The organism is Zobellia galactanivorans, assembly GCF_000973105.1.
In the GTDB taxonomy this organism is placed as follows: Bacteria; Bacteroidota; Bacteroidia; order Flavobacteriales; family Flavobacteriaceae; genus Zobellia; species Zobellia galactanivorans.
In genome coordinates this window covers 1839020-1863885 of sequence record NC_015844.1, presented here as the reverse complement: position 1 = coordinate 1863885, position 24866 = coordinate 1839020, and the positions used below count along the sequence as shown (strand labels likewise).

At 41.5% G+C, this 24866-nt stretch carries 17 protein-coding genes; 6 read left to right on the top strand and 11 right to left on the bottom strand.

Annotated elements, in window-relative coordinates:
• Positions 1 to 144 precede the first annotated feature (144 nt).
• The 7 genes from ZOBGAL_RS07465 to ZOBGAL_RS07435 all read right to left on the bottom strand — a co-directional run bounded on the left by ZOBGAL_RS07465 (position 145) and on the right by ZOBGAL_RS07435 (position 11872).
• Complete coding sequence (locus ZOBGAL_RS07465; RefSeq protein ID WP_013992933.1) at positions 145 to 1227, bottom strand: sulfatase-like hydrolase/transferase; 1083 nt, start codon at positions 1225 to 1227, stop codon at positions 145 to 147.
• Positions 1224 to 2783 carry a fibronectin type III domain-containing protein gene (locus ZOBGAL_RS07460; RefSeq protein WP_231854804.1) on the bottom strand — a complete coding sequence of 520 codons (1560 nt, stop codon included), beginning with the start codon at positions 2781 to 2783 and terminating at the stop codon, positions 1224 to 1226. Before ZOBGAL_RS07460 ends, ZOBGAL_RS07465 begins: the two co-directional genes overlap by 4 nt.
• Before the next feature lie 49 nt (positions 2784 to 2832).
• Positions 2833 to 4191 carry a (R)-1-hydroxy-2-aminoethylphosphonate ammonia-lyase gene (gene pbfA / locus ZOBGAL_RS07455; RefSeq protein WP_013992931.1) on the bottom strand — a complete coding sequence of 453 codons (1359 nt, stop codon included), beginning with the start codon at positions 4189 to 4191 and terminating at the stop codon, positions 2833 to 2835.
• Positions 4178 to 5449, bottom strand: a complete 1272-nt coding sequence (locus ZOBGAL_RS07450) for a ComEC/Rec2 family competence protein (RefSeq protein ID WP_013992930.1) — start codon at positions 5447 to 5449, stop codon at positions 4178 to 4180. The genes pbfA and ZOBGAL_RS07450 overlap by 14 nt, the downstream gene beginning before the upstream one ends.
• Positions 5450 to 7096, bottom strand: coding sequence for an alkaline phosphatase family protein (locus tag ZOBGAL_RS07445; RefSeq protein WP_013992929.1), 1647 nt, complete (start codon positions 7094 to 7096; stop codon positions 5450 to 5452).
• Positions 7097 to 7178: 82 nt separating this feature from the next.
• Positions 7179 to 8624 carry a SusD/RagB family nutrient-binding outer membrane lipoprotein gene (locus ZOBGAL_RS07440; RefSeq protein ID WP_013992928.1) on the bottom strand — a complete coding sequence of 482 codons (1446 nt, stop codon included), beginning with the start codon at positions 8622 to 8624 and terminating at the stop codon, positions 7179 to 7181.
• A gap of 29 nt (positions 8625 to 8653) precedes the next feature.
• Positions 8654 to 11872, bottom strand: coding sequence for a SusC/RagA family TonB-linked outer membrane protein (locus tag ZOBGAL_RS07435; RefSeq protein ID WP_013992927.1), 3219 nt, complete (start codon positions 11870 to 11872; stop codon positions 8654 to 8656).
• Positions 11873 to 12145: 273 nt separating this feature from the next.
• Here ZOBGAL_RS07435 and ZOBGAL_RS07430 point away from each other — a divergent pair, with 273 nt between their 5' ends.
• Positions 12146 to 12712 (top strand): helix-turn-helix domain-containing protein, encoded by a 567-nt coding sequence (locus ZOBGAL_RS07430; protein ID WP_013992926.1) that lies wholly within the window; start codon positions 12146 to 12148, stop codon positions 12710 to 12712.
• A gap of 91 nt (positions 12713 to 12803) precedes the next feature.
• Here the strand turns inward: ZOBGAL_RS07430 and ZOBGAL_RS07425 are convergent, their stop codons facing one another.
• From ZOBGAL_RS07425 to ZOBGAL_RS07410, 4 genes are all read right to left on the bottom strand, one after another.
• Positions 12804 to 13481: a phosphonatase-like hydrolase gene (locus ZOBGAL_RS07425; RefSeq protein ID WP_013992925.1), complete on the bottom strand. Its 678-nt coding sequence runs from the start codon at positions 13479 to 13481 to the stop codon at positions 12804 to 12806.
• On the bottom strand, positions 13474 to 14637 hold the full coding sequence (locus ZOBGAL_RS07420) for a TIGR03364 family FAD-dependent oxidoreductase (protein WP_046287811.1): 1164 nt from the start codon (positions 14635 to 14637) through the stop codon (positions 13474 to 13476). Before ZOBGAL_RS07420 ends, ZOBGAL_RS07425 begins: the two co-directional genes overlap by 8 nt.
• Positions 14638 to 14639: 2 nt before the next feature.
• Positions 14640 to 15932, bottom strand: coding sequence for a DUF5690 family protein (locus ZOBGAL_RS07415; protein ID WP_013992923.1), 1293 nt, complete (start codon positions 15930 to 15932; stop codon positions 14640 to 14642).
• Positions 15933 to 16078: 146 nt separating this feature from the next.
• Complete coding sequence (locus tag ZOBGAL_RS07410) at positions 16079 to 17314, bottom strand: hypothetical protein (RefSeq protein WP_013992922.1); 1236 nt, start codon at positions 17312 to 17314, stop codon at positions 16079 to 16081.
• Positions 17315 to 17434: 120 nt separating this feature from the next.
• Here ZOBGAL_RS07410 and ZOBGAL_RS07405 point away from each other — a divergent pair, with 120 nt between their 5' ends.
• The 5 genes from ZOBGAL_RS07405 to ZOBGAL_RS07385 are packed head-to-tail and all read left to right on the top strand — an operon-like array spanning position 17435 to position 24832.
• Positions 17435 to 19756 carry a TonB-dependent receptor gene (locus tag ZOBGAL_RS07405; RefSeq protein WP_013992921.1) on the top strand — a complete coding sequence of 774 codons (2322 nt, stop codon included), beginning with the start codon at positions 17435 to 17437 and terminating at the stop codon, positions 19754 to 19756.
• A 34-nt stretch (positions 19757 to 19790) separates the two neighbouring features.
• Positions 19791 to 20843 (top strand): M29 family metallopeptidase, encoded by a 1053-nt coding sequence (locus ZOBGAL_RS07400; protein WP_013992920.1) that lies wholly within the window; start codon positions 19791 to 19793, stop codon positions 20841 to 20843.
• Positions 20843 to 22111: a cytosine permease gene (locus tag ZOBGAL_RS07395; protein ID WP_013992919.1), complete on the top strand. Its 1269-nt coding sequence runs from the start codon at positions 20843 to 20845 to the stop codon at positions 22109 to 22111. The genes ZOBGAL_RS07400 and ZOBGAL_RS07395 overlap by 1 nt, the downstream gene beginning before the upstream one ends.
• A complete protein-coding gene (locus ZOBGAL_RS07390) occupies positions 22111 to 23556 on the top strand; it encodes an aminoacyl-histidine dipeptidase (RefSeq protein WP_013992918.1) in 1446 nt (481 codons plus the stop codon). The genes ZOBGAL_RS07395 and ZOBGAL_RS07390 overlap by 1 nt, the downstream gene beginning before the upstream one ends.
• 10 nt (positions 23557 to 23566) lie before the next feature.
• The gene (locus ZOBGAL_RS07385; RefSeq protein WP_013992917.1) at positions 23567 to 24832 is read left to right on the top strand and encodes a purine-cytosine permease family protein; all 1266 of its coding nucleotides are present in this window, start codon (positions 23567 to 23569) and stop codon (positions 24830 to 24832) included.
• Positions 24833 to 24866 lie beyond the last annotated feature (34 nt).

Here is a 24866-nt window from a genome sequence, read left to right as displayed (position 1 = left end):
AAAACCGGTGCATGAGACAAATACACCGGTTTTACTAAACTAACTCAAACTAGACTAACTCAAATAATCACAGGGTAAAATTCGTTTAAACACACTGTTGGGGAGTTAACTTAATATCAAGCTATCATTATGAAAATCATTGTTTCAATCTTTGTTTAAGGATAGGACTTTTCCGGGCATGTTCGGCGCTTCGGTTTTAAGGTCCAAAGCCTTTAGAACCGTTGGTGCTATCTGGTTGCTGTATAGTTGTTTCGGACTTGAGATTTCACCATGGGCGGAAACGCCTTTTCCAAATAAAATCATCCATACCTGTCCGGCACCTTTTATTTTGTCGCCGTGGCTTTTCCAAGTTTCCAAAGGTTGGGTGCCCCTTCCGTGGTCTGTAGTGATTATAAAGAGGGTCTTGTCTTTGTAGAAAGGGTCTTGTTGAGTGAAATCGTACAGGTTTTTGAGCAGGGCGTCGGTGTTATGGGCCGATGTCAAGTAGGCTTCGTAATTGCCGTCATGGGCAAAGTCATCGGTTTCCCCATAGGCGATATAAGTTAATTGGGGGTGGTTTTTCTTCATATGCTCAATAGCATAATAGTGGGTAAATGCATCCAAACGAACGGTGCCCCATGGGCTGGGGACCTTTGGCTGTAGTTCGTTCAAGAATTTTTCGCGCTCGCTGAGCTGATCGCCTTTGGCAATTTCAAATCCGGCATTTACCGGTACCCCGGAACGTTCTTCGTTTACGATGAAAGGAAAAACATCCCAACTGCCAAAAGCGGCGACTTTGTTCTTATAGCGCTCATCCGAATGGGCGATTTCAAGAATGGTGGTGTTGGGATTGGGAATTTTGTCGTTACTGTTTATGCGTTTATCATCGGCCTTTCCGGTCAATATTTCATTGTAGCCCGGATATGAAAACCACATTCGGTTGGTAAGGTCTACCTTACTCCCGAGGTTTCGATTGCCATGTATTTGTCCTTTTTGCGAGAGGGTATTCCAAACAAAGGGCATTAAGGCCTTTCTTCTTTCTTGGGGCGTTGGTTTCCAAAATCGGGATTTCAATGCCGTGGTATCGTGAACGTAGGCGCGGTTTGACACCAAAAGGGGATCCGCTCCGGAAAAGAGTTCTTGCCATCGTAGTCCATCCAAAGTAATCAATATCACTTTTGTATCGCTCTCTTGAGCTTGGGCATTTACAAAAAGAAGTCCAAAAAGACAGAATATCAGTTTTTTCATGGGGTGTTGGTTTTAAAGGTTAAGGTGTTCGACCAGTCGCTCCAATTCAGGTGCTGGTCACGATAACGAACGCGCCAGAAATAGGTTGTGTCTGGCTTTAGTCTTTTAGAAGCTTCATCGGTAAGGTCGTCACCTTCTTGTCTATTTTCAAGATAATACCAATTTTCTGACTGTTTCCAACTATCTAAGATCAAATCTGAAAAATCGGCATTGGTAGCAATTTGCCAATGCGTTGCGGCATGATAGGCTCCCTCAAATGAACTGGCGAAACCGCCGGCTTTAAGTGTGGTTCCGGTAAATGCGATGTTTTCTCCCTTGGGGGAAATGGCTTCGGGCGTTTCGGGCTTGTGGCTTTTGGCGAAAATGGTGATTTCATCGGTCTTTTCGTTGGATCTTGAGATGTTTTCATTGCCCCTGCTTATTCGTTTTAAAGTGAATTTAGGACGGCCCTCGGTGGCATCTACCTCTACCATGACAAAGCCATATTCATCTTGGGTTACGGTAAATTCGTCGTAATCGCGACCCTCAAATTCGCCCCAGTTGTCTATAGCACCACCGGCCGAAGCAACATTTACCCAAAGGTGTTTGTGGTCTTTCGATTGCCCTCGCGAATAGCCATGGGTGTGTCCGAAGAAGTGAATACTGGGTTTGCCGGTTTTTGTGGTGAAATCTTCAAGGAGCTTAATTACTTTTCCGGTAGATTCCTCTTCTCCGGGTATCCATAATTCCGATTTATGCGGATGGTGTAATTGGGCGAATACAAAGTCGATATCGGGGGTTTTGGCGGCTTCTGCCAAAACCTCCTTCAACCAGGTGTATTGTTGTTCTATATCTCGGTAGCCTTCGTTGGAATTCAGGCCGATGATGCGCGTATTGCCATAATCTTTATACCACCAGTGTTCGGCATAGGCAGGTGTTCCATTTTTTGGCAGGCTGAAGTATTTGAAGTAATAGGCCGAATTTTTTTCATGGTTGCCCAGTACGGGGTAAACGGGAACCTCCGAGAACAGTTTTTGTGCCGGGGCAAAGAAGTCGTCTTTCCACTGGTCGTATTTGGTGCCGTTTTCCACAAGGTCGCCAGGCACTAAAACCAATGCGAGGTTATCGGTAAGTTCTTTGCCGTACTCCGTTTTAATATAGGGAAGAATACCCTCGTTTACGATTTCTGAAAACTTATCAGGATTCAAGTGGTCTTTTTGTATATCGCTCATGGCAAGCATATTGAACGATTGGTTGTCGCTTGCAAAAGGGGGAGTCTTGAACTGAAAGATGTCCGATACCGTTTTTCCGGTGCGTACACGGTAAAAATAGGTGGTAAACCTTTTAAGGTTTTCTAGTTGAACTTCGTGTATTCTAGAATCGGTAAAGTTGACGTCGAAGGCTTTGCCCTTTGTTTTTTTTCCCAGTTTCTGGGTCGTGCCCCACTCTACGATACTCTCTTCCCCACTAGAGGTTTGCCACATTATTTTGATGGAATTTGGGGTGGCGTCTTGTAAGTACGGAGATACCAATAAGCTAGATTGGACTTTTTGCCCATGTACTAGCGTAAAGAGCATAAAGGTTAAAATTAAGAGAGGTAAGGTATTTTTCATTTTTTGAGTTGGTTTAAAGGTTTAGCGAAGTAAGGGAATTATCGACAATTTGAATGGCCTCTTTAAGCTTATCTTCGGAAATAGTGAGGGCTGGGGCCAGTTGGAGTACGTTACCGGCCGAGACCTTAAAACTAAGTCCGTTTTTTAGACATTCGTACATAACTTTCTCCGCTTCGTGTATAGCTTTCTTTTTGGTCGTATGGTTCTTTACGAGTTCAATGCCCCAGAGTAGTCCTAAGCCGCGAACATCGCCTATAATATCATGCTTTGCTTGAAGCCTGTTCATTTCTTGGTACATGAAGTCCTTATCTTTTTTCACTTTGCTCAGCAGTCCTTCTTCTTCGATGATTTCTAGGGTTGTCAAAGCTGCAGCAGCTCCAAGGGGGCTCTTTTCATGGGTGTAATGGCCCAAGGAAATATCACTGAATTTATTATAGGAATCACGGGCAACGATGGCGGCCTGAGGAAAGATACCACCTCCAAGGCCTTTTCCCAAACAAAGTATGTCCGGTTCTATGTTGTAATGTTCAAAAGCGAACATTTTTCCGGTCCGGCCCAGGGCTATGGGGATTTCGTCTAAAATCAATAGCACGCCATATCTATCACAAAGTTTGCGGGCTTCTTTCCAAAAAGCTTTGGAGGGAACCTGTACATCGGTATTCCGTACGGTCTCGGCCAAGAAGGCCCCTATATCGCCTTCCTTTGCAAATACATACTCTAGATATTCTAGGCATTTAGATTCGTTGTTTTCATAGATACCACGGTAGGTCACTGGTGGCGGTATACGTTCGACCCCGGGCATCATCGGCCCCATGTGCTCGCGAAAAACAGATTCCCCACCTACGCTTATGGCATCTAAAGAGGCACCGTGAAAGGAATCCCAAAATGAAACTACCTTGAATTTACCGGTGACCGCCCGTGCCAGTTTAAGGGCGATGCCAATGGCGGCACTACCATTGGGGGTCATAAGTGTGCGGTTGAGATCCGATGGCAAAAGCGAGGCCAGTTTCTCGGCAAAATTAATGGCCGTTTCATTGGTATAACGCCGGGTAGAAAAGGTCAGTGATTGCAGTTGTTCGGTAAGGCGCTGTACGAGTTTGGGGTGTGAAAACCCCAACTGATGTACGTTATTGCCATGAAAATCAAGATATTTTTTACCGGAAAGGTTTTCTATATAGGGCCCCTCACAGTTTTTAAGTACGTCGAGACAGGGAGATGATAGGGCTTGGTGAAAAAAATAACGGGCATCTTTTTCAAGGAGGACTTTTGTACTTTCATCGATTGCGTGGTCTAACCAAGCCTGTCTGGCAGGGGTGTAATTAATATCGCCCTCGGTTCTTTTGTTGGGTTTGATTTTTTTATTCGGATGCATAAGGACCGTGTTCTGATACAACTTCCCGCGTTTCTGAAGTATCGTTCAAAATAAATATTCTATAAGATTCCCCTCCTTTTTCAACCCGTAAGACTACGTGGCCGTTTTGACTTTTATATTGGTCAAGTCGCTCTCCGATGACATCTTTGTTGGCTTGCAGCATTGCCGTACTGAAAACATCCCGCTCACCCGGATAGAGTTCCCTAGATGTAATCCGGCGTAAGACTTCTTCGCCCGGATGGTCGCTAGACCAATTTTGTTGTATCCAGACCCGGGGCCTTAAGCTTCGTACGTAAAAGCTATTTTGGGAATCGCGATTGCCATGGTGGTTTAAGGTGGCCACATCAACAGCGCCGATGATAGGGGCAATGTTAGACTCTAATGAAGTAATATCGGTGCCGCCAAAAGCGTCAATACCGCTGATATCCCCTCCGGTAAAATAGTCGAAATCGCCATAACTGATTTTAAGGCAAGTGCTTAAGGGGTTCTCACCAGAATATTCGCCCTTTTTGAACAGTGAAAAGGTTTCGTTTGAACGGCCCGTCCATATGTGGCCGTTAACCGCAATGTTTCGAATATTGAAATCTGGAAAATCTTTGGCTTGTGTTTTAAGGGCGATCTGGTTCACTTGACCCGCTTCAAATATTTTATGTTGGAGTCCGGTGGTCTTTGTTTGATGGGAAATGAACTTCCAGTAGTTTTGAAGCGTGGGAATCATTCCATAGGCATCGTTTTTATTGATTTCCTTTTGGATTTCAGTATCCTTGAGGTCGATAGGAAAATGGCTTCCGCGGTCTAGAAGGGTTTTAATGGGGATGTGGTGGCCTACTTCGGTTATTCCAGTCAGGGCGTAATCCCCTTCTTTTATTAGTTTTCGATTGGCATCCATTTCCCCGAAATGATCATCATGGTAATGGGTGATGAGGGCGTAATCGAGTTGTAGGATTTTGCCTTTTGGAGCGAATTGCCCAATATAGTCAACAATCCATTCCGGAGCCGATTTAGAATTATTAGGTACCCGTTTGGCATTTCTGGCGGAAAGGGTCCGGGCATGGGTCTCAGATAGGTCTCCAGCGTCTATCAAAAGGGTTGTGCCGTCCGGAAGAATGAAAAAAGCGGCATCGCCCCTGCCTGTGTTGATATGGTGTATGTCTAGCATGCCATATTTCCAGGGAGTCAGTTCATTGCCATTTTGCTGGGCACAAACTGTAGTACCCAGCGAAAACAGTGTTATAAAACAAAAATTGAGAAACTTCATTTAATCGGTGGTTAATAAGGGAGGGGTAAGTATTTGTTTGGCAGCATCGCCTTCTTCTACAAAAACATCCAACCAACCATCGCCCCCACCATTGAACCAAAGTACTTTAATGGCGTGCTTGCCTGGTTTTAGGTTGATTTGGCCATCTTTCGTCTTGACACCATGATCCCCATCATTATCCACTATCAGTTGGTTGTCAATAAAGAGTTGGCTTCCATCATCTGAGCGAAGGTAGAACCTATAATTGCTGTTTTCTTTCACCTGGATATACGAGGTGAACCTTACTACGGTATTGCTCTTGACCTTGTCTTTTATTTCATCTGAGGTTATTTCGAAGGTGTTGCCCGTTGCATTTGGTTTTTTTTCGCCCAAGGCAGGTAAAAACAAAAGCTTGTCCATGTAAAAAAGCTCGTATTTTACGGGTTTTGATAGGGTTTTGGGTTGTATTCTGAAAAAGGCCTCTGCTACCGGACTATTAATTTTTCCACCTCTGAACATCGCACTTTTTACTACCGTATTTTGGGTTAGCGGGATAGTCTTTTCGTAAGATTTGGAAGTTTTTGTGGGCAATGAACCGTCAAGCGTATACCGGATCACTCCCGTTACATTGGGGTTTTCGATTTTCAGGGAAGCCTTTTCGACGAAAACTCCGCCCGCTTTTTTATAGCCTTCCGCCTTAGGGGAAATAAGAGGTTCCTTGAACTGCTCAAGAACGGTATAGCCATCTTTTATTTCATGACCTTGAAAGGCCGATATAATAGGTTTTCCTATCCATGCATGTGGAGTTTTGATTCCGAGGGCAAAGGCTACCGTGGCAGCGTTGTCGTATTGGTATACCGGATGGGTGATTTTATGGTTTTGCTTCACCCCTTTTCCCCAAACGATAAACGGAATTTCGATTTCTTTGAGCGATTCGCCTCCGTGGCCTTTCCCCAAGCCTCCGTGGTCGGCACTTACGATGACCAAGGTTTTATCCGCTAAATCGGCCTGTTTTATGGCCGTGATGACTTGTTTCAAAAGGGCATCGGCCTTTTCGACCGATTCGTAATAGTGCGGTGTGCCATGGCCAAATTCGTGACCCGCATGGTCTACATGGTCAAAATGGATGAAGGTCAGTTTTGGTTTTTTACTTTTAATGTAGGCGCTGGCCAAAACAGCCGTTTCGTCTTCCGTTTCCGGGTTCACGTCATAATCAACCGCACTTTTCTCGAACAACCTTCCAAAACCGCCCCAATGATAAATGCTTCCTATTTCAGCGGAGGCTATTTGGTCGTGGGTCAATTGAAAAATGGTCGGAAAGATAAACTCTTCGCTTTGTGTTACCGCCGAAAGGGTAAAATTATCGCGTTCCCAAGCGTTGGAGGTAATACCGTGTTGTTCGGGGCCGGCACCCATGATCATTGAGGCCCAGTTGGAACTTGAACTCGTAGGAAGCACTGCCCTGGCATGCAAGGAATAGGCGCCTTCTTGCATGAGTTTATCAAAAGTCGGGGTATGTGCATTTTGCAGTCCGTCTGGACTCAGTCCGTCAAAACCTATGACCACTACGTGTTCGATGCCGAGGTTTGGTGCTTCTTGTGCCGTTGCGTAGTGGGAACATATTCCACAGAGCGTTAAAACACGAATAAGCGATTTTAGTAGTTTCATTTTTTGGGTGTAAGATTAAAATCAACAAGGAGGGTTGCCCCGATTGCAAGCCGAGGCACCCCCTGTTTTTACAATAAATGTTTTAATAGCGGCTTCCGGTTTCCCACCATCCTTTGGAATTAATGTTATCTCCACCGATGCTTTCAACTGCAGCTTTGTAATTGACCCCGTTGAGTGTTTGTTCGCTAGAAGGATATAAAAATCGAACAGGGTAACGACCTTGGTTCTCGTTGTCAGGTCCGGCCTCGAGTGCAGGTAGACCAGTTCTTCTATAATCGAACCAACCTTGGTAATCGACGTTCCATAGGGCCAGTGTTTTTTGGGTCATTAGCAATTCTACGCTTCCATTGTATGCTACGGAAGGTTGGGCCAAATAAGTATCGATTACGGCATCATCGGTTACGCCCCAGTATTTCATACTTTGTCGGATGCCTTCATTATAAAATGTTTCGGCATCACCTGAAATGAACCCTCTTTCCGCTGCTTCGGCCAAAATAAAATAAACCTCGGAGCTTTTTATAACGAAAGCCTCGGCTTCGGTTCTGGAGAAGTAGAACAATTCAACATCCAATCGGCTAGGGCTATTTGCATCATCGTAAGCCCTGGCATTATCTTGGTTCAGTCCAATGGGTATGCCAACATACTCGCCATTGCTATTGCGGTCAAACCAAATATCCAATCTAGGGTCGTTGAAACGGGTCAGATATTCCAGCCCTGTAGTACACAAACTTTTTTCGTCAAAACCACCGATACGTCCTGTGCTTTCGGGCCAGGAATCTGTATTCGAGGTGCCGCTAAAGGTAAGGGTCGCGTTGTCGTCGTTTGTGGTAATGTAGTTGCCGTCGTTAACAATGGCCTGCATTTCTGCGGATACATCCCTTTGTTTGGAGATGCGCAATAAGTAACGCAATCGCAGGGAATTTGCCAGTTTTCTCCATTTGGAGGCATCCCCATCGTATATCACATCGCCGGTAGCTCCGGTTATGGGTTGACCTTTGGACAAAACCGCATCGGCTTCGGCTAAATCAGCAAGTATACCATTGTAAATAGTTTCTTGGTCATCATATTTGGGGGTAAAAACACCCTCGGATTTACCTACAAGGGCTTCCGTATATGGAACGTTGTTATAAAGATCCGTTAAATTGGCAAAGCAAAGTGCCCTTAACGATAAGGCTATACCTTCATAGGTACTGTTCTTAGTGCCTTCTGTCCTCGATATTTCCAAAATATCGTTCACCTCCGGTAAAATCTGATAAAAGAAGTTCCACAGTCCTTGATCTCCCCATTCAAATTGGCCAAAACCTGGAAAGTTGTTTTTTGCCATGAGCTGGGTAATGGTGTTTCCGTCAGAATACCCTTCTTGGGTCAAGGTACGTACTATTTCAGAAGTAGCCGTAGCCGTAAGCAGATTTGCGCTTACTGCCTCAGGGGCGTTGGGGTTTGAGTTTATTTCTTCAAAATCATCGGTACAACCAAGTAGGTTTAACCCCGTGATAAAAATTATCGCTATTATTTTTGATGTTTTCATCTTGAATTTATTGTGTTGATTAATTCTATTTAGAACTCAATGTTCAAATTAATACCATAGCTTCTTGTGCTAGGCAATGCCATATCTTCTACCCCGGGAACTACGGTGCCTCCTGAAAAAGAGATGGTTTCCGGGTCGACATGGGGGTTTTCCGTCCATAAGGCTAGATTACGGCCAACGAAAGAGATACTGGCCGATGTAATAGGCGATCGGTCAAATAGTTTTTTAGGGAAGTTATAGCCCAACTTGACTTCTCTAAGTTTCACATAAGTAGCATCGTACATTGTGGTTTCTTCGTTACTTCGGTTATATACTGTAGCGTAGTAACTAGAAGCTGGTACATTTATGGTGTTTTCTACGTATACAGGGTTTTCTTCCGTTCCTGTATTTATAACCCCTTCGGCAACAATACCGCTTTCCCTTCCTTCTGTTGTAAAATCCAAGAGGCCTGTAGTGCCGCCAATGGAGACCGTTCTTGAATGGTAAACACCACCTTGCCTCCAGTCGAAGAGCACACCTAAATTAAGGTTCTTGTAGCGGAAGCTATTTTGAAGTCCGACCATAAAATCAGGATTGTAATTGCCTAGGTTTCTAAGCTCACTGTCCCTTGAAGGGAGCCCGGTATCTTGATTGATGATCCATTGGCCAAAATGTGGGCTGTTGGCATCGGTTACTTCAACAAAACCGGTACCATATAAGTCACCCATTTTCTCTCCTACTTCCGCACCTACAATAAGGTAGTTTTCCTTGATTTGATAAAAATCAAGGCCATCGGTAAGTTCCGAAATTTCACCCCTGTTCGAAGTGAAGTTGATATTTGTGTTCCATGCAAAGTTTTTGGTTTTGACCGGAGTGGCGTTCACGGTGATCTCAAGACCTTCATTTTGCACTTTACCGGCGTTGATTACCCTTTGGTTATACCCTGAGGTATTGGAAACGGGAAGGGAAATGATCTGGTTTTCCGTTATGGATCTATATACCGCAATGTCTAGGCCTAAGCGACTACCAAAAAACCTGAGGTCCGTTCCTATTTCGAAAGAATTGGTTCTTTCGGGTTTCAATTCGGGCAACTTTAATTCCGATGGTGAGTTTACCCTTGAAAAACCATTGAAGGTAGTTCCAAATCCGTAGGTGGGCAATAAATTGTAAGGGTCGGTATCATTGCCGACACTTGCCCATCCAGCTCTTAATTTTGCAAAGGAAACGCTTTGAGGAAGGTTGAACATATCCGAAAGAATAAGGCTAAGCCCGGCCGATGGATAAAAATAACTGCTGTTCTCGAGTGGAAGCGTAGAAGACCAGTCGTTTCTGCCCGTTACGTCTAAAAAGAGATAGTCTTTGAAACCTAAATTTGCGAAGGCATATAAGCTGTTTACTTCTTTTTTATCGTCATAGTCGCTAGAAGTGAGTGGTTCTGCAGTGTTCCCAAAGTTGTATATGCCGGGAATAGACAGCGAGTTGGCGGTTATACGTTGGTAGCTACTCTTAAAAGTCCGGTTGTTGCCCCCAAATGAAACCGCGAGGTCGAAATCTTCGTGGAAGGTAGTGTTGTACCCAAGTAAAAAATCCGTGTTCTGCTCAAACGAATAGATATAATCTTCCCTGTATTGGCCTTTAGGAAAGCGCTGTGTTGAATAAGCTCTTTTTCGCATATCGACTTCGTCTGCATAGTCGAACCCGGTTCGGAACATAAAATCTAAACCTTTGGCCAATTTGATGTCTGCGCGCATGTTGGTAATTACACGATCTTTATCAAAACTATTGGTGTTTTCATAGACATTAAAATACGGGTTGTCATGGTAGTTGTAGTTGTAATTGTATTGTTGTACCCCCTCTAAGCCCGGTTGCCAGTAGTTTCGAAGCGAGTTCATGTCTACCTGTTGTCCGAACCAAACCCAGAGGTACATTATGTTTTCCGTACCATAGGAATTTACGGGTCTATTGCCGGAGTTACTGTTTATATAGTTCATGGAGCCCGAAATCTTAAACCATTCTGCAAGTTGGTAGGATCCGTTAAGGGCATAAGAACGTCTATTGTAATCTGTGTTGGGAACTATGCCTTCGCTCTTTAAGTCTGTAAATGACAATCTAAAATTACCGAATTCGTTACCGCCCGTTAGGGCAATGTTATTGCTTATCGTATGGCCGGTTTCAAAGAAGCTTTTGATATTGCCCGGTCTTGATAAAAAGGGTGTAGCGATAATTTCATCTGAAAAAGTGCCATCGGCATTTCGCGGGCGTACATGTACGTCTCCGGCAAGGAGTCCGCTGGTAGTCGGGCTGTCGTGCTGTGCGATCAATTGCCCGTTAAGGGCGGGACCCCAGCTTTCATCAACATGGTCGTTTACACCTCCGGTAATAGAGCGGTTTTGACCGCCGTCTCCAAAAGCGAACTGACCATTGGAGCCTTGGCCGTATTCGTATTGGTATTCAGGAAATGTTAAAATAGATTCAAAAGTGGTATTGTTGGTATATGATACGCCTAGTCCTTTTTTATTCTTGCCCGATTTTGTAGTGATCAGTATAACCCCGTTCGCTCCCCTTGAACCGTAAAGGGCGGTAGCACTTGGCCCTTTCAGTACATTCATGGTCTCGATGTCGTCGGGGTTGATATCCTGTGCGCCATTTCCGTAATCTACTTCCATATTGTTTTCGCTTCCCCGGCTGTTGACGCTGTTGTTGATGGGGATGCCATCAACTACGAATAAAGGTGAATTTGCATTGGGACTTGGGTTCAGGGAACTTTCGCCGCGAATAATTATTTGCGAAGAAGAACCTACACCGGAATTACCGCCAGTAACCTGTACACCGGCCAATTTACCCGACAAAGAGTTGACTACATTGGTTTCCTTTGCTTCGGAAAGATCGTCCCCGGAAACCTTTTGTACCGAATAGGCCAGTTTTTTTGCTTCTCTTTTAATTCCTAAGGCGGTAACTACAACCTCGTCCAATTGTTCTGAGTTGGGTTGTAAAACGATGGTTGCCGTTGTTTTTCCGGAGGTGTTGAATTCGGAGGGGATGTATCCGAGATACGATACTACAAGAATTTCATTCCCTTGAGGTAGCTCTATGCTGAAATTACCGTCAAAATCAGCGGCTACACCGGTAGCGCTTCCCTTGATAACCAAAGAAGCGCCCGGAAGGGGCATGTTGTTTTCGTCGAGTACCGTTCCCGTAAAATTCGTCTGTGAACGGACGGCCATACTGACCATTAAAGTGAATAAGGCTAAAAGAACTGTTCTTTTCATTTTTTTCGTATTTGTAAACTTTGGTTAATTATTACGCAACAAATATCTAATGAACAGGTTAAGCGAAATGTCTTTAAATATTAAGTTATTGCAAGATTTTCGTAGGTGTTATTATAAAAATGTTATCTTAATGTTATTTACAAATAGTCAAATAAACATTTTGTAATTATGACTAAAAATTTGGAATTTTATCACCTAAAAATGTTATCCTATTTTGTGTGTTTAGGTGTCATAAAATCATTTAATAGTATGTTTGTATATTAAGTTTTAGATATGGAAGACTACCTTATTGGTATAGGAAAACGAATTAAGGAAATACGAAAGGAGAACAATAAGACCATTAGCGATATTGCGCGTGTTGCCGAAGTGACCGGTGGTTTGATTTCGCGTATAGAAAACGGGCGTACCATTCCGTCGTTACCTGTGCTGTTGAAAATTATCAATTCACTTGAAGTTGAGGTTACCGACTTTTTCAACGGCATGGCCAAGGTAAACGGCGCCAAATTTATCGTTTCCCGTAAAGAGGATAATTCCAGTATAGAAAAGGAAGCTAATGCCGTTGGTTTTAACTATACCTATATCTTCGGAAAACAACTTTCATCATTAGGGTTTGAAACTGTCTTGTTGGAAGTGCAGCCCAATTCGGAAAGGGAAAAGGTAACTACGGACGCCTATGAGTTCAAATATATGCTCAGTGGGGAGTGCTATTATATAATTGACGAAGAAGAGGTATTGTTGAAAGACGGCGATTCCATTTTCTTTGATGGTCGTATTCCGCATGTTCCTGTCAATCGAAGTGATGCGCCGACCAAGATGTTGGTGGTTTATTTCTTTATATAGAAATCAAAACCCTCGTATAAACAAAACGATCCGTTCCCAGGTTTCCTGGAACGAATCGTTCGTTGTAGCCCTATACCGCTACGGTAGCAACTCAACCTTTTATATAATCGGTGAGTTCCACAAGAGAATGTAAGACATAAGTAGGTTCAGCGGATTTTAATTGTGCAGCGGTATGGGCACCGGTGGTAACACCGACCGTAACCCCACAGTTTGCGTTTTTGCCTTCTTCGATATCAATGATCGAATCGCCGGCCTTCAACACTTTATTGGCATCGCTTACTTCTAGAATTTCCATGGCTTTACTGATCATAGCAGGGTTCGGGCGTCCTTCCAAAACATCGTCCGCCGTAACAAGTGCGTCGTATTGCTCTCCCTTGACCCAGTTCATTTTTTGTAACAACAGCTCGGCTATTGTTTTGTTGTAACCCGTATTAAGGGCTATTTTGATGCCTTGGGCTTTTAGTGTGGCCAATACCTCTTCCACACCTTCAAAGGAAGTCACCTTTAATTCACCGTAGGCTTCGTCTAACAAGTGCTTAAAATCTAAAAAAATAGGTTCTGAGGCTTGGTTTGGTAGATTGCCAATGGCTTGTAAAATATCTTTTATGGCCTGGTGTTTTTCCTTTCCGGCACCATGTTCCAGAACAAAATCTAGTGTTAGTTCATGTCCTGTTTTGTTAATGGCTTTTTGTAGGGTCTTGTAGACGATGTTGTCTTCGTTAACGACCGTACCGGCCATGTCAAATACTGCTAATTCTATGTTATGCATCTTGTAAATTGAATATTGAATTGATATTTTCTTTGGCAAATCCCGCACTACCGGTCATGCCTTTACCGCCTATGCCGGTCACGATATGGATGTTTCGGTCTATGGTCTGTTGGTAAATATCTGCCGATTTGCATTGGGAATAGAGACCGTACCAACGGTTTTGGATTCTATAGGTGGGAAGGTCGAATATTTTTTTGGCTTCTTGAAGAATGAAGTGATCAATGTCCATATTCAAATCCATTCCCAATTCTTCTATGCGGGATGCCGGTGCATATTCATGGGAATCGCCAATTATAACGGAGCCATCGGCAGCTTGCTTAAAAAGAATGTGTACTCCCCATTTTCTTTCAAGGGATTCATGGTTTTCCCTAGCCTTGATGGCCGAATAGGAGGGGCATTCTGAAAAAGCCTCGTAACGACGTATGGAAAGACCGGTTAGAACGGAGCTGGGTAATTTGTAATTGGGTTGTGGTTTGGTCTGCATCATCTGTAATTTTGATACTACAAGGTCGCTTTCGGCAAACCTGTTCGGGTATAAATTTTTAAAATCGCTACCGTTACAAATAATGACCTTGGTGCCCGAAAGGGTGGTATTGTCCGTGCTGTGTACCTGTACCCAGTTCGTAAGGGCATTGCACTCTATGACCGTTTTGTTGAAAAAGATTTCCAGGCCTAATTCTCGAAGATAGTCTTGGAGTCTGCCTATCATCAGTCGGGGTTCAACCATTATCTCTTCGGGAAAAAAGAGTCCCATTTTCACGTAGTCCGTACGCAACCCAGGATATTTTTCAAGGCATTCCCCTTGGGTCAACAATTTTGAAGGATATGCATTGGCAAGGTTTATGGCGTTAAGCTCGAGCAAGAGTTGCGTTTCTTCTTCGTTGGAGGCTATATAGACGCTGCCCTCCTGGCGGACCGATATATCGAATTTCGATTGGATGTTTTTGTAAATGGCTAAGCTTTCGCGTCCGTAAAGTTGCCATTTGGAGTCCATGCCCGAGGGTACTACCTGGCCAAAATTCCGTACCGTGGCGCCTTGGGGCTTTCCGTCTTTTTCAAGCAAGGCCACCTTAAGGCCTTTTTTTATGGCATGGTAGGCATGAAAGGTTCCTAGAATACCTCCGCCAACTACGATCAGGTCATATTTATTCTCCATGGTCATACTATCTGTAGTTCATTGTTTAATGTCTGTTGTTCCTGTCTGTATTTTTTTTTGAAGTAGAGTAATGAGCAAGTGGCCGCGACAAGGCCGATAAAGGCTATGGCATAGGTTCCATAGCTAAAGAACTGTAGCCACGAGACGGAACCTTGGCCGAAATTCTTGTAGAGTAAAACGGCCATGCTTCCTAGGTATCCGAAGGCATCGGCTATATAGATGAGGTATCCTGCATTACCTTCGATCTTAAACGTGGCTATCATCCTGTCAAAAAATATACAATTGAAGGGGACGTAGCAGATGTACAGTCCCAAGCCAATTAGAATCATCCAAAGTACAGGGCCTATGGCCTGGTTTTGAAATAGAAATGTACTGATGCCAATTAATAAGGCGCCGAAAATTAGTAGGTAGTGATAGGTGACAAAGGCGCGGTAGTTGTTCTTTACAAAAGCAAAGAGTCCGATGGACAATAGTACGATTACTGCTACCGGAAGCTCCGAAAGCGTATAGATAGAGGCATTGTCTTCAAAGCCGACGGCGTCCCATATTTCTCGTGAAAAATTATCGCGAAAATCGCGTATGGCCGTAAGGCTGATATAGAAAAGGACAAGAATCAGGATAGGAAAGAAGAAGTTCGACAACACCTTTTTGCGGTCGGCCCGACTCATGGGCTTGCGTTCTTTTCGCAAGATTTTATCTTCTTCCGTAGGTTTTGGAATACGGTCGAGCATTATGGCAAAGATTAAAAAGGGAATGAGAAAGACGGCACCGGTCAAAGCCGGCATCCAAATTTCGGAAGCACCCGTGGCCCGCATCAATAAGAGTCCCGATGATTTTACGGCCCCACTGGAAACAATGAAACTCGAGCAGAGGGTAACTCCCAAAATTTCTGTAAATTTTCTTCCTTCCAGATATGAAAAAACAATACCCCAAATCATTCCTAATGAGAGACCGTTAAAAAACATAAATACAATGTTATAAGGAGGAGGGGCCAGCCCGAAAAGAACCAAACTCAATTCGGCAAGGGATATCATGAGAAGAAGGTAGGGCAGTCTCTTGGTCGCCCGAAGCTCGGAAATAAGCTTAATACCAATGAATTTGGAAAGCATATACCCTAAGACCTGGGTGATTATCAAAATGATTTTATAATCGATACCCATAAAAGAAAGTTGCTCGTAAGTGGCAACGGTAAACGGTTTGCGAAATGCGTACATACAGAAGTAGGTGCCAAAGGAAGCAAAGGTACCATAGGCAAGAAATCGTATGTCTTTGTATTGTATCTTGAAAGTTATCAAAAGTTTACAAATAGTAAATATTGAAATGCAAAATTCAATATAATTTCACTATTTGTAATTTTTTGGGCGTTAAGAAAAGCTTATCGAGTAATTATTTAATTGTGAAGGGAAGGGGGTAAAACGTACTCTTTTTTTGGGGAAGGGGGTTAGTGTTCTGATTTGGTGAAATCGATAGATACGGAACCGTTGACCAATCTATTTTCATTATCAATCCCGCTAAAAACACCATCATGTCTTTCGCTGTCGTCTTTTAAGAAGTAGGTTTTAAAGTAAATATCTACATGGTCAAAGGCTATAATACCTGCAAAATTAAAACTAAAATGTACTACGGAACCTTTATTGAGTAAATCCAGATTATCTTTTTCAAAATAGACATTCTCTGTTTGAACAATCATTCTATAGTTGGTAGGCAAAATTTTAAAATAGAGTTTTTCTTCAAATCCGTTGGGAAAATAGAAAGTCAACATATAGGAGCCCGCAAGGCTTTCGTAAATTGATGCATATGGGCTAGCTTCGGAAATTTCAAGAAAGTGCTTGGGTACTATGCTTTTGTTTACAATTCTTTTGCTCCTGACTTCCATGGCAATGTAAGGGGGGATGGTCGGGTTTTTCGACCGCTCCTCCATGTCTTCCTTAGAATCACATCGTTCAAGAATCGATTGGCCTGCCACGGTATTTGTGTAGATGTCAAAAGTACAGTAGGTGCCTATTAAATACCTTACGTTAGAGGGGTCGGTATGCCCTATGTAATAGATTTCACTGGCTCCCTCCACCAATTTGCCGTCTAACAAGGTTTTGGAATTAATGTGTAAGGTGTCTTCTCTCCGGACTATATTTCCAAAATTGTAATGCTCTTTATTCGTTCCATCTTCTTGAGGGTATACATAGGTATGCTTTATCTTTTTCCAGTTGTTGGATATAATGGTTTCTCCTTTTAGGATAACATCATCCTCCCCATAGTAATAGTTTATGTAATAAAAAGTTTTGTTTGCCTGTTCATCATACAATAGGGCAAGCTGTTTTTTTTCCTTTGATTCTTCTAGCCGGTTTTCATCAAGAAAACTATCAACGGAATCATAACCTAAGTATAAAAGTAGAACGGATTTGTAATATTGGTTGATTTTTATGATCGGTTTTCCCTTTCTAAAGTCCCTAACTTTGTCATAAAGATACTTTCCATTGATAAAATCGCTTCCAATATGTTCTAAGTCTTCTTTAAGGTTTGGCTTCTCAGGATCATAATTTCCATACCCATAGAATTGCATGGATTTCGGTATCTCTTTTATACCATGCTTTTTTTTAAAGGTTTCTTTTAATTGCGCTATCAAAATTTCAAAATACGCAGCGGTGAAGGGCAGACTAAAAAATTCCTGTTTTTTCATGAATTCCGATTTATGTTTTAAAATTATTAAATAAACTTTTAGTAATCGTAAATAATTGATAAGAATATGTGCGAACTACTTTTATCAAACTAATTCAAAGCATATCTAAGCCAGTCACTTATGAAAAAACTACTATTTATTTTAATGTTGATGCCAATCGTAATTTTGGCACAAGAAAAGACGGTAAGCGGCACCGTAAATTTTAACGGAGAGCCTTTGCCGGGGGTAAACATTGTTGAAAAAGGAACAACAAACGGGGTAACCACAGATTTTAATGGAAATTTTGAGATTACATCCGCTATAGGTGCCGTATTGGAGATTTCGTATATCGGCTTTAAAAAACAAGAAGTAACGATAGGAGAGAACGCTAGCATAAACATTGTTATGGAAGAAGATGCACAACAATTAGACAATGTTGTGGTACAGGGCTTTGCCGGTGTAATGGGTAAATCTAGAAAGCGTACAGCTTCAATTCAGACAACTCCAGAATCCGTCACAGCCTTTAATTCTGACGGGATTGAAAAAGCGGGTATAAATAATGTAGCCAACTTTGCCAATTTAGTGCCTAACCTTAAGTTGAGCGAAAGTCAGGCTATCGGGGTAAATTCTTTAGTAATTAGAGGGATACCTCAAATTCGAAATTCTGATGCTCCTGTTGCATTTGTAATAGATGGGGTTACAATAGCAGATCCTAGTCTGTTAAATCAAGAATTGTTTGATTTGGCTTTGATAGAAGTTGTAAAAGGACCACAAGGGGCTCTTTATGGAAAGAACGCTATTGGAGGTGCCATTAATATTTACTCTAAGGAACCTACCAATACCATGCAGAATAAAGTAACCTTGGGTTATGGTAACGGTAATGCAATAACTGGAGGTTTGGTATCATCGGGAGCCGTTAAAAAGGATAAGATTTTTTACCGTCTTTCAACTCAATACAAAAATTTTGACGGCCTGTTAACTAACGAGTTTTTAGATAAAAAAGTAGATTTCAGAAAAGAGTTTACCCTTAGAGGGCAAATGATGTTTAAACTTTCATCACAATTTAAAGCAAGTGTTACGGCTCAATACATTGATTCTAAAGGTGGAGCTACATATTATTCAACAAATCCTAGTTCTGCAGACAATGATTTCTTTGCTGTTGGTTTAGATTATTTGAACCCAAATCCAGAAAAAGGGGATAACGTTATTTCGCAAGATACTTTTGGAGATTCTGAAATGCAGAATTTCTATACCAATGTTAATTTGGAATACAGTTTAGACAATGTAAAACTACAAAGTATTACATCTTATAATAACGTGAAAAGAAAAACAGTTGGTGATTTAGATTTTATCGAAGTTTTTTGGCTCGATCAAGGCGAAACCAATGATACCAAATCTTTTAACCAAGAGCTGCGGTTAACAAATAGAAAAACAGACACAAAATTTGACTGGAGCTTAGGGGGTTTTTATCAAAATATAGAGCGTCCATTTTTTCAAAGTGATTATTTTTTAAGCGATGAATGGGCCGTTACAGATTATGTTGCCACTTTTAAGACCTTGGCAGTTTTTGGTTTCTTTGATTATAAGTTAACAGATAAATTAACTGCTTCGGCAGGTCTGCGTTTTGATAGCGATAGATTTGATTTGGATGATTTGTTAAACGGCCAAACCAATGAGAAAAAAGAGAATGTACTTCAACCTAAAGTCTCCCTGTCTTATCAATCTACAGAAAACGTATTGCTTTATGCAAATTATGGGCGTGGATATCGTGCGGGAGGGTTTAACCCAAAAGTAACCCCACTATTCAATAGGGATTTTAAAGGAGAATTTTCCGATAATTATGAGGTTGGTTTTAAAACGTCTTCTTGGAACAATCGTTTTATCTTGAATGGCTCAGTATTCTTTTCTGACTTTACCAACAGACAACAGTTTGCTATTACTGGTGATGATTTTACACCCGGTAATTTTAATTATGATAAGAGTACTATTGTTGGGTTTGAATTTGACACCAAAACCAGAGTGTCGAAATATTTAGATATTTTGTTCAATTACGGATTCGTGAAATCTAAAATAACTGAAGGCGGATTTACCGGAGGCGAAAGCGGAACCGAAAGAGACCTAAATCAGTTTAATGATAAAAACACCTCCTTGGTTCCTCAAAACAACTTCAATTTAGGTTTGGCGTCAAACATTCCGTTCAATGAGAAAACTACGCTAGATCTTAGCGTGAACTACAACGGAACCGGAAAAATATATTGGGAAGATTCCAATTCGGCAGATTACACATCAGACGCGTATCAACTGTTGGATGCGCAAGCAACAGTATCAATCAACAAAATTAAGTTGTCTTTATGGGCACGTAATATTTTAGATAAAAAGTATTATTTAGAATATTCTGAATCTGGATTTGGTTGGTTAGGAACACCTGCTACAGTTGGAACTACATTTACGTTTAGCTTTTAAAAAGAGATTGATAGGTAATAAACAAAATAAAACTATGAGTAACACATATAATTCAGAAACAGCAAAACTCTCTCAGATAATGATAGTGGAGATGTTTAAAGTGCAACCCGGTGAAACCGTTGCTATAACGGGAGATAATGGTTCAAATAGAGATTTAGCCGATGCTTTGGCGGCAGAGACGAAAGCTGCAGGAGGTAAATCATTAATTTTATGGACCCCAAAAGCGGAACAAGACGGAGAAGCCGGTATGAAAGATTGGCCATCAGAAGTCTTAATAGCTGCTTTGAGCCATGTTGATGTTTGGATTGAATTAAATTCTAAAGTCTTTCTCTATTCAACCATTTGGGAAAAAGCATTTGAGAACAACAAGAAATTGAGATATTTAATTATTGGCGAAAGTTCTATTCCTTCTTTAATACGTACGTTTGTAGGTTTTGAGATTGATATTTTAGAAGAGTTTTTGAATAAAATTAAAGTAATGACTATGAAAGCAAAAGTCATTACCATAACCAGTGCCAATGGCACAAAACTTACTTATGAAACGGATTCTAATTATTCATTTGACATAGATAGTGGAGACTATTCAAAACCCATTTTTGGCACGGCACCGGGTTATGTTAACATTGTGCCTAAAACAAATACCATGAATGGTAACATTGTTTTTGATATGATACAGCATGCAGATGTGTATAACACAGACAATCATTTAGAATTTATAATGAAAGACGGAAGGATTGCTGATGTAAAAGGTGGGTCTGAAGCTGAAAAATACAAGACCTATTTAGCTTCTTTCAATGATCCAAATATGTATAAGATTTCTCATAATATGTTTGGCTTTGGTCCAAATATTAGAAAATTATGTGGGGAAATTGTAGAAGATGAACGTATTTGGGGCGGCGTAGATTTTGGCTTCGGTCATACGAGTCCGATGGATATGCCACCTCTTGGCCAGCCGGCTAAATCTCATTTTGATGGTGTGGTCGCAAAAGTAAGTATCTTTTTAGATGATATCCAAATTGTGGATGACGGTGTCGTTTGCCATCCTGAATTAAAGCCATTAGCGGAAAAATTACTAAACAACTCGTAATGTCAAATGCAGCAGAAGAAGGTGTTGATGATTATTCAAAAACAAAAGTACCTCAAGATAAAACGGTCCATGGTATTCATATAGCTTCTATAATTGTGGGTATAGGTGTAACCTTGCCCACTTTTTTTTTAGGGGCAGAAGTAGCACAATCCATCGGGCTCTCAAAAGCCTTTTGGGTTTTTCTAGGGGTAAACCTTGTCTTAAGTGTGCTTTGCGGCATTACGGCTATTATAGGCAATAGAACAAGATTGTCAACCTATATGCTTTTGCATTTTTCCTTCGGAAAAAAAGGAACCTTGCTCATAAATTTTTTAATAGGAATAACCCTTTTAGGATGGTATGCAGTAACGGTTGAAATATTTGGGGAAGCACTTACCGATGCTTTTAAACACCTTTTGGATATTGATGTACCATTATATGTTAGTATTATTTCAGGAAGTATTTTAATGACACTAACTTCTATTTATGGCTTTACGGTTGTAGAACGTTTTTCGGCAATTGCAGTACCTTTAATGATTGTTTTTCTGGTGTATGTACTTTACGTATGTACAAATGAGAATAGTATTGGGAGTCTGTTGGCTATTGAGGGTAATGGAAACATGACCATTATACAGGCCATTTCTGCTATTGTAGGTATGACCATTTTAACACCGGTTTTGATGCCTGATTTTACTCGCTTTGCCCGTACTGATAAAGATAGTTTAATATCTGTTTTGGCATTAGCATTTGGTTTTCCTTTGATTTTGTTGGCAGGGGCAATTCCTAGTTTGGCAACCGGTGAGATTGATATTATGAAAATAATGATAGGACTAAGTTTAACGGTACCTGCATTTGTGATTTTAATTTTTTCTACATGGACCACAAACACCTCTAATCTATATTCCACTCAACTTACCCTATCTACTGTTTTTAAGAAGCAGAAGTATGCTGTTTTAGGACTTATTGGTAGTTGCGTTGCAACTTTAGTAGCTGTAATTGGTATTGCTACTCATTTTATATCCCTATTAAACGTATTAAGTATTCTAATTCCTCCTATTTCTGCAATTTTTATAGCTGATTTCTTCTTCATTAGAAATCAAGATTATGATCTAAAAGATTTTGATAAATTACCAGCATTTGGTATACCGGCAATTGTTAGTTGGTTGGTGGCCTGTGTAGTAGCTTTTCTAGGTTCTTATGATCATATTACGCTAACAGCTATTTCTTTTTTTGATTCCTTTTTAGTGGCCTTCATCTTATATTTTATCTTAAAAAAAATCTGGAAATAATGCAAATAACCAAATTAGAACCAAATGCTATTTGGCATCATTTTGAAGCCATTAATACTATACCGCGGGCTTCTACAAAAGAACAAGAGATTACAGGGTTTATGGTTGCTTTTGGGAAGTCGTTAAACTTAGAAACTTCTGTTGATGCAATTGGGAACGTTATCATCAAGAAACCGGCCACTAAGCGAAAGCTAGATGCTAGAACCGTTGTTTTACAGGGGCATTTAGATATGGTACATCAAAAGGAGGCGACCTCAAATTTTGATTTTGCAAGCCAAGGCATAGAAATGTTCGTTGATGGAGATTGGGTAAAGGCAAAAGAAACCACATTGGGAGCGGACAACGGGATTGGTGTGGCGGCCATTATGGCGGTATTAACGTCCAATGATATAGAGCACCCGCCAATAGAGGCCTTGTTTACGATTGATGAAGAAATGGGAATGACGGGCGCCATGGCATTGACCAAGGAACAATTGCAAGGTTCCGTTTTGTTGAACTTAGATTCGGAAGAAGACGATGAAATTACCATTGGTTGTGCCGGTGGGGTAGATGTCGCTGTTGATGGATCGTATGATATAAAGCTTCTTGACGCCAAAGAATATTGCCTTAAGGAAATCAAGGTAGGCGGTTTGACCGGGGGTCATTCGGGAGTGGATATTCACCTGAACAGAGCCAATGGCATTTTGGTACTGACCGAATGTTTGGAGTATTTGATTTCACAAACCGACTGTAGGTTGCATAGTGTAGACATTGGAACCTTGACGAACGTAATACCAAGGAACGGTTCGGCAATCATTGCGATCAGGGAAGACAAATATGAACTATTTGCCCAAGCATTGAAAGATATTGAGCAGGAACTTAGACGAAAATACCAAAAGACCGATCCCGATTTGGGCATTGAAGTTTTTAGGTCTGAAAACACTATGGGTGTTTTGGATATTAAGACCCAAAAGAGACTGATCGAGGCGATATTGACCATGCCCAATGGGGTGTATGCCATGACCGAAGGAATAGAAGGTTTGGTACAGACGTCGAACAATATCGCTATTTTGAATGTGGGTCAGGGCAGTTACCATATAGGCTGTCATACACGTAGTTCTGTAGATGGGGAGCGCGACGAACTTGTAAATAAGATAAAAGGTTGTTGTCCTTTTGCCAAAGTCTCTGAAAACGGTCCTTATCCAGGTTGGGAGCCTAAGCCAAATAGCGAATTGTTGGCATTGGCCACACGTTGTTACAAGGAACTGAATGGAGAGTTGCCCGCTATTAAATCGATACATGCCGGTTTAGAGTGTGGAATATTATCGGGCACCTTCCCTAATATGCAAATGATTTCTTTTGGCCCGAATATCTTGGGCGCGCATTCGCCGGAAGAACGGTTACAAATAAGTTCTACCCAGAAATTCTGGAAACTCTTGGTCAAATTACTTAAAGAATTGGATTGATCCATGCATTATGGCCGAGAATAATCAATATACAAACACCAAAGTACAATCTAAAGATTTTACTTCTGGTTGGCTTATTGCATTGCTTATTGCCGGCACAGGGTTAACGCTCCCTATTCTTTATTTGGGGTCTGAAGTTGCGTTGGGCATAGGGTTTAAAGGTGCTTTATGGGCTTTTGGTATAAGTACAGCCGTATTAACGCTAATGTGTCTGGCTACAACTAGAATCGGTAACCGTTCTCGTCTTTCTACTTATATGATACTTCATTTTAGCTTTGGTAGGCAAGGGGCCAAGATTATGAACACCATTTTTGGTATCACTCTTTTGGGCTGGTTTTCCGTAGCCTTGGAATTATTGGCTATAGCGGTCGCAGACACTGCATTCGCTACGTTTTCTGTAGTATTGCCACAGTGGATTATAATCTTGGTAATGGGGGTGTTAATCACCGCAACCACTTTTCGAGGTATACGAAGTTTGGAACGATTGGCAAATATGGCTGTACCGGTACTTACATTGTTTTTAATTTATGTTATTTATGTTTCCTTCGATCAAGGCATGTCTTTTCAGGAGGTCTTGGATTTTGTACCGGAAAATCCGAGTATGACCCTGTTTGAAGCTACTTCCATACTGGTTGGTTCCTCTATTCTTTTTCCTGTGTTAATGGCAGATTTTTCCCGTTTTATATACAATGACAAGCAGAGTATGGTCGCCGTACTGGGTATAACGATCGGTTTCCCCATAGCCTTGATTTTAAGTGCTATTCCTTCGATACAAACAGGCGAAGTGGATATTATAAAAGTTATGCAGGAATTCGGACTGGTATTGCCGGCATTCGCTTTGTTATTGGTTTCTACATGGGTAGGCAACGCCTGTAACCTCTATTCTACAGCGCTCACTTTTTCTACGGTAAAAACGGGTTGGTCCTTTCAAAAAATGACCTTAACATCAAGCGTTCTTGGTATTATCTTTGCCCTACTCGGTTTTTCGAATTATCTGTTCGATTTTCTTAGTTTTCTAGGCGTTTTGGCGCCTGCTATTTCCTCAATCTATATCATCCATTTTTATTGGGTTAAAAAACAACACTACGAGTTGAGCGAAATTGCAGAATGGGAGCCAAAGGCCTTGATCAGTTGGGTTATTAGCTCGGGAATAACCGTGTTTACCTATTTGGACATTTTTCAATTGACCCATGCTTATTTTATTGATTCCTTTCTGCTGGGAGGGTTGACTTATATCCTTTTACAGTGGAAGGAGTTAAGGAAAAACAAAGCCTAAGCCATTCATACCTTTATAATTGACGACTTCTAAC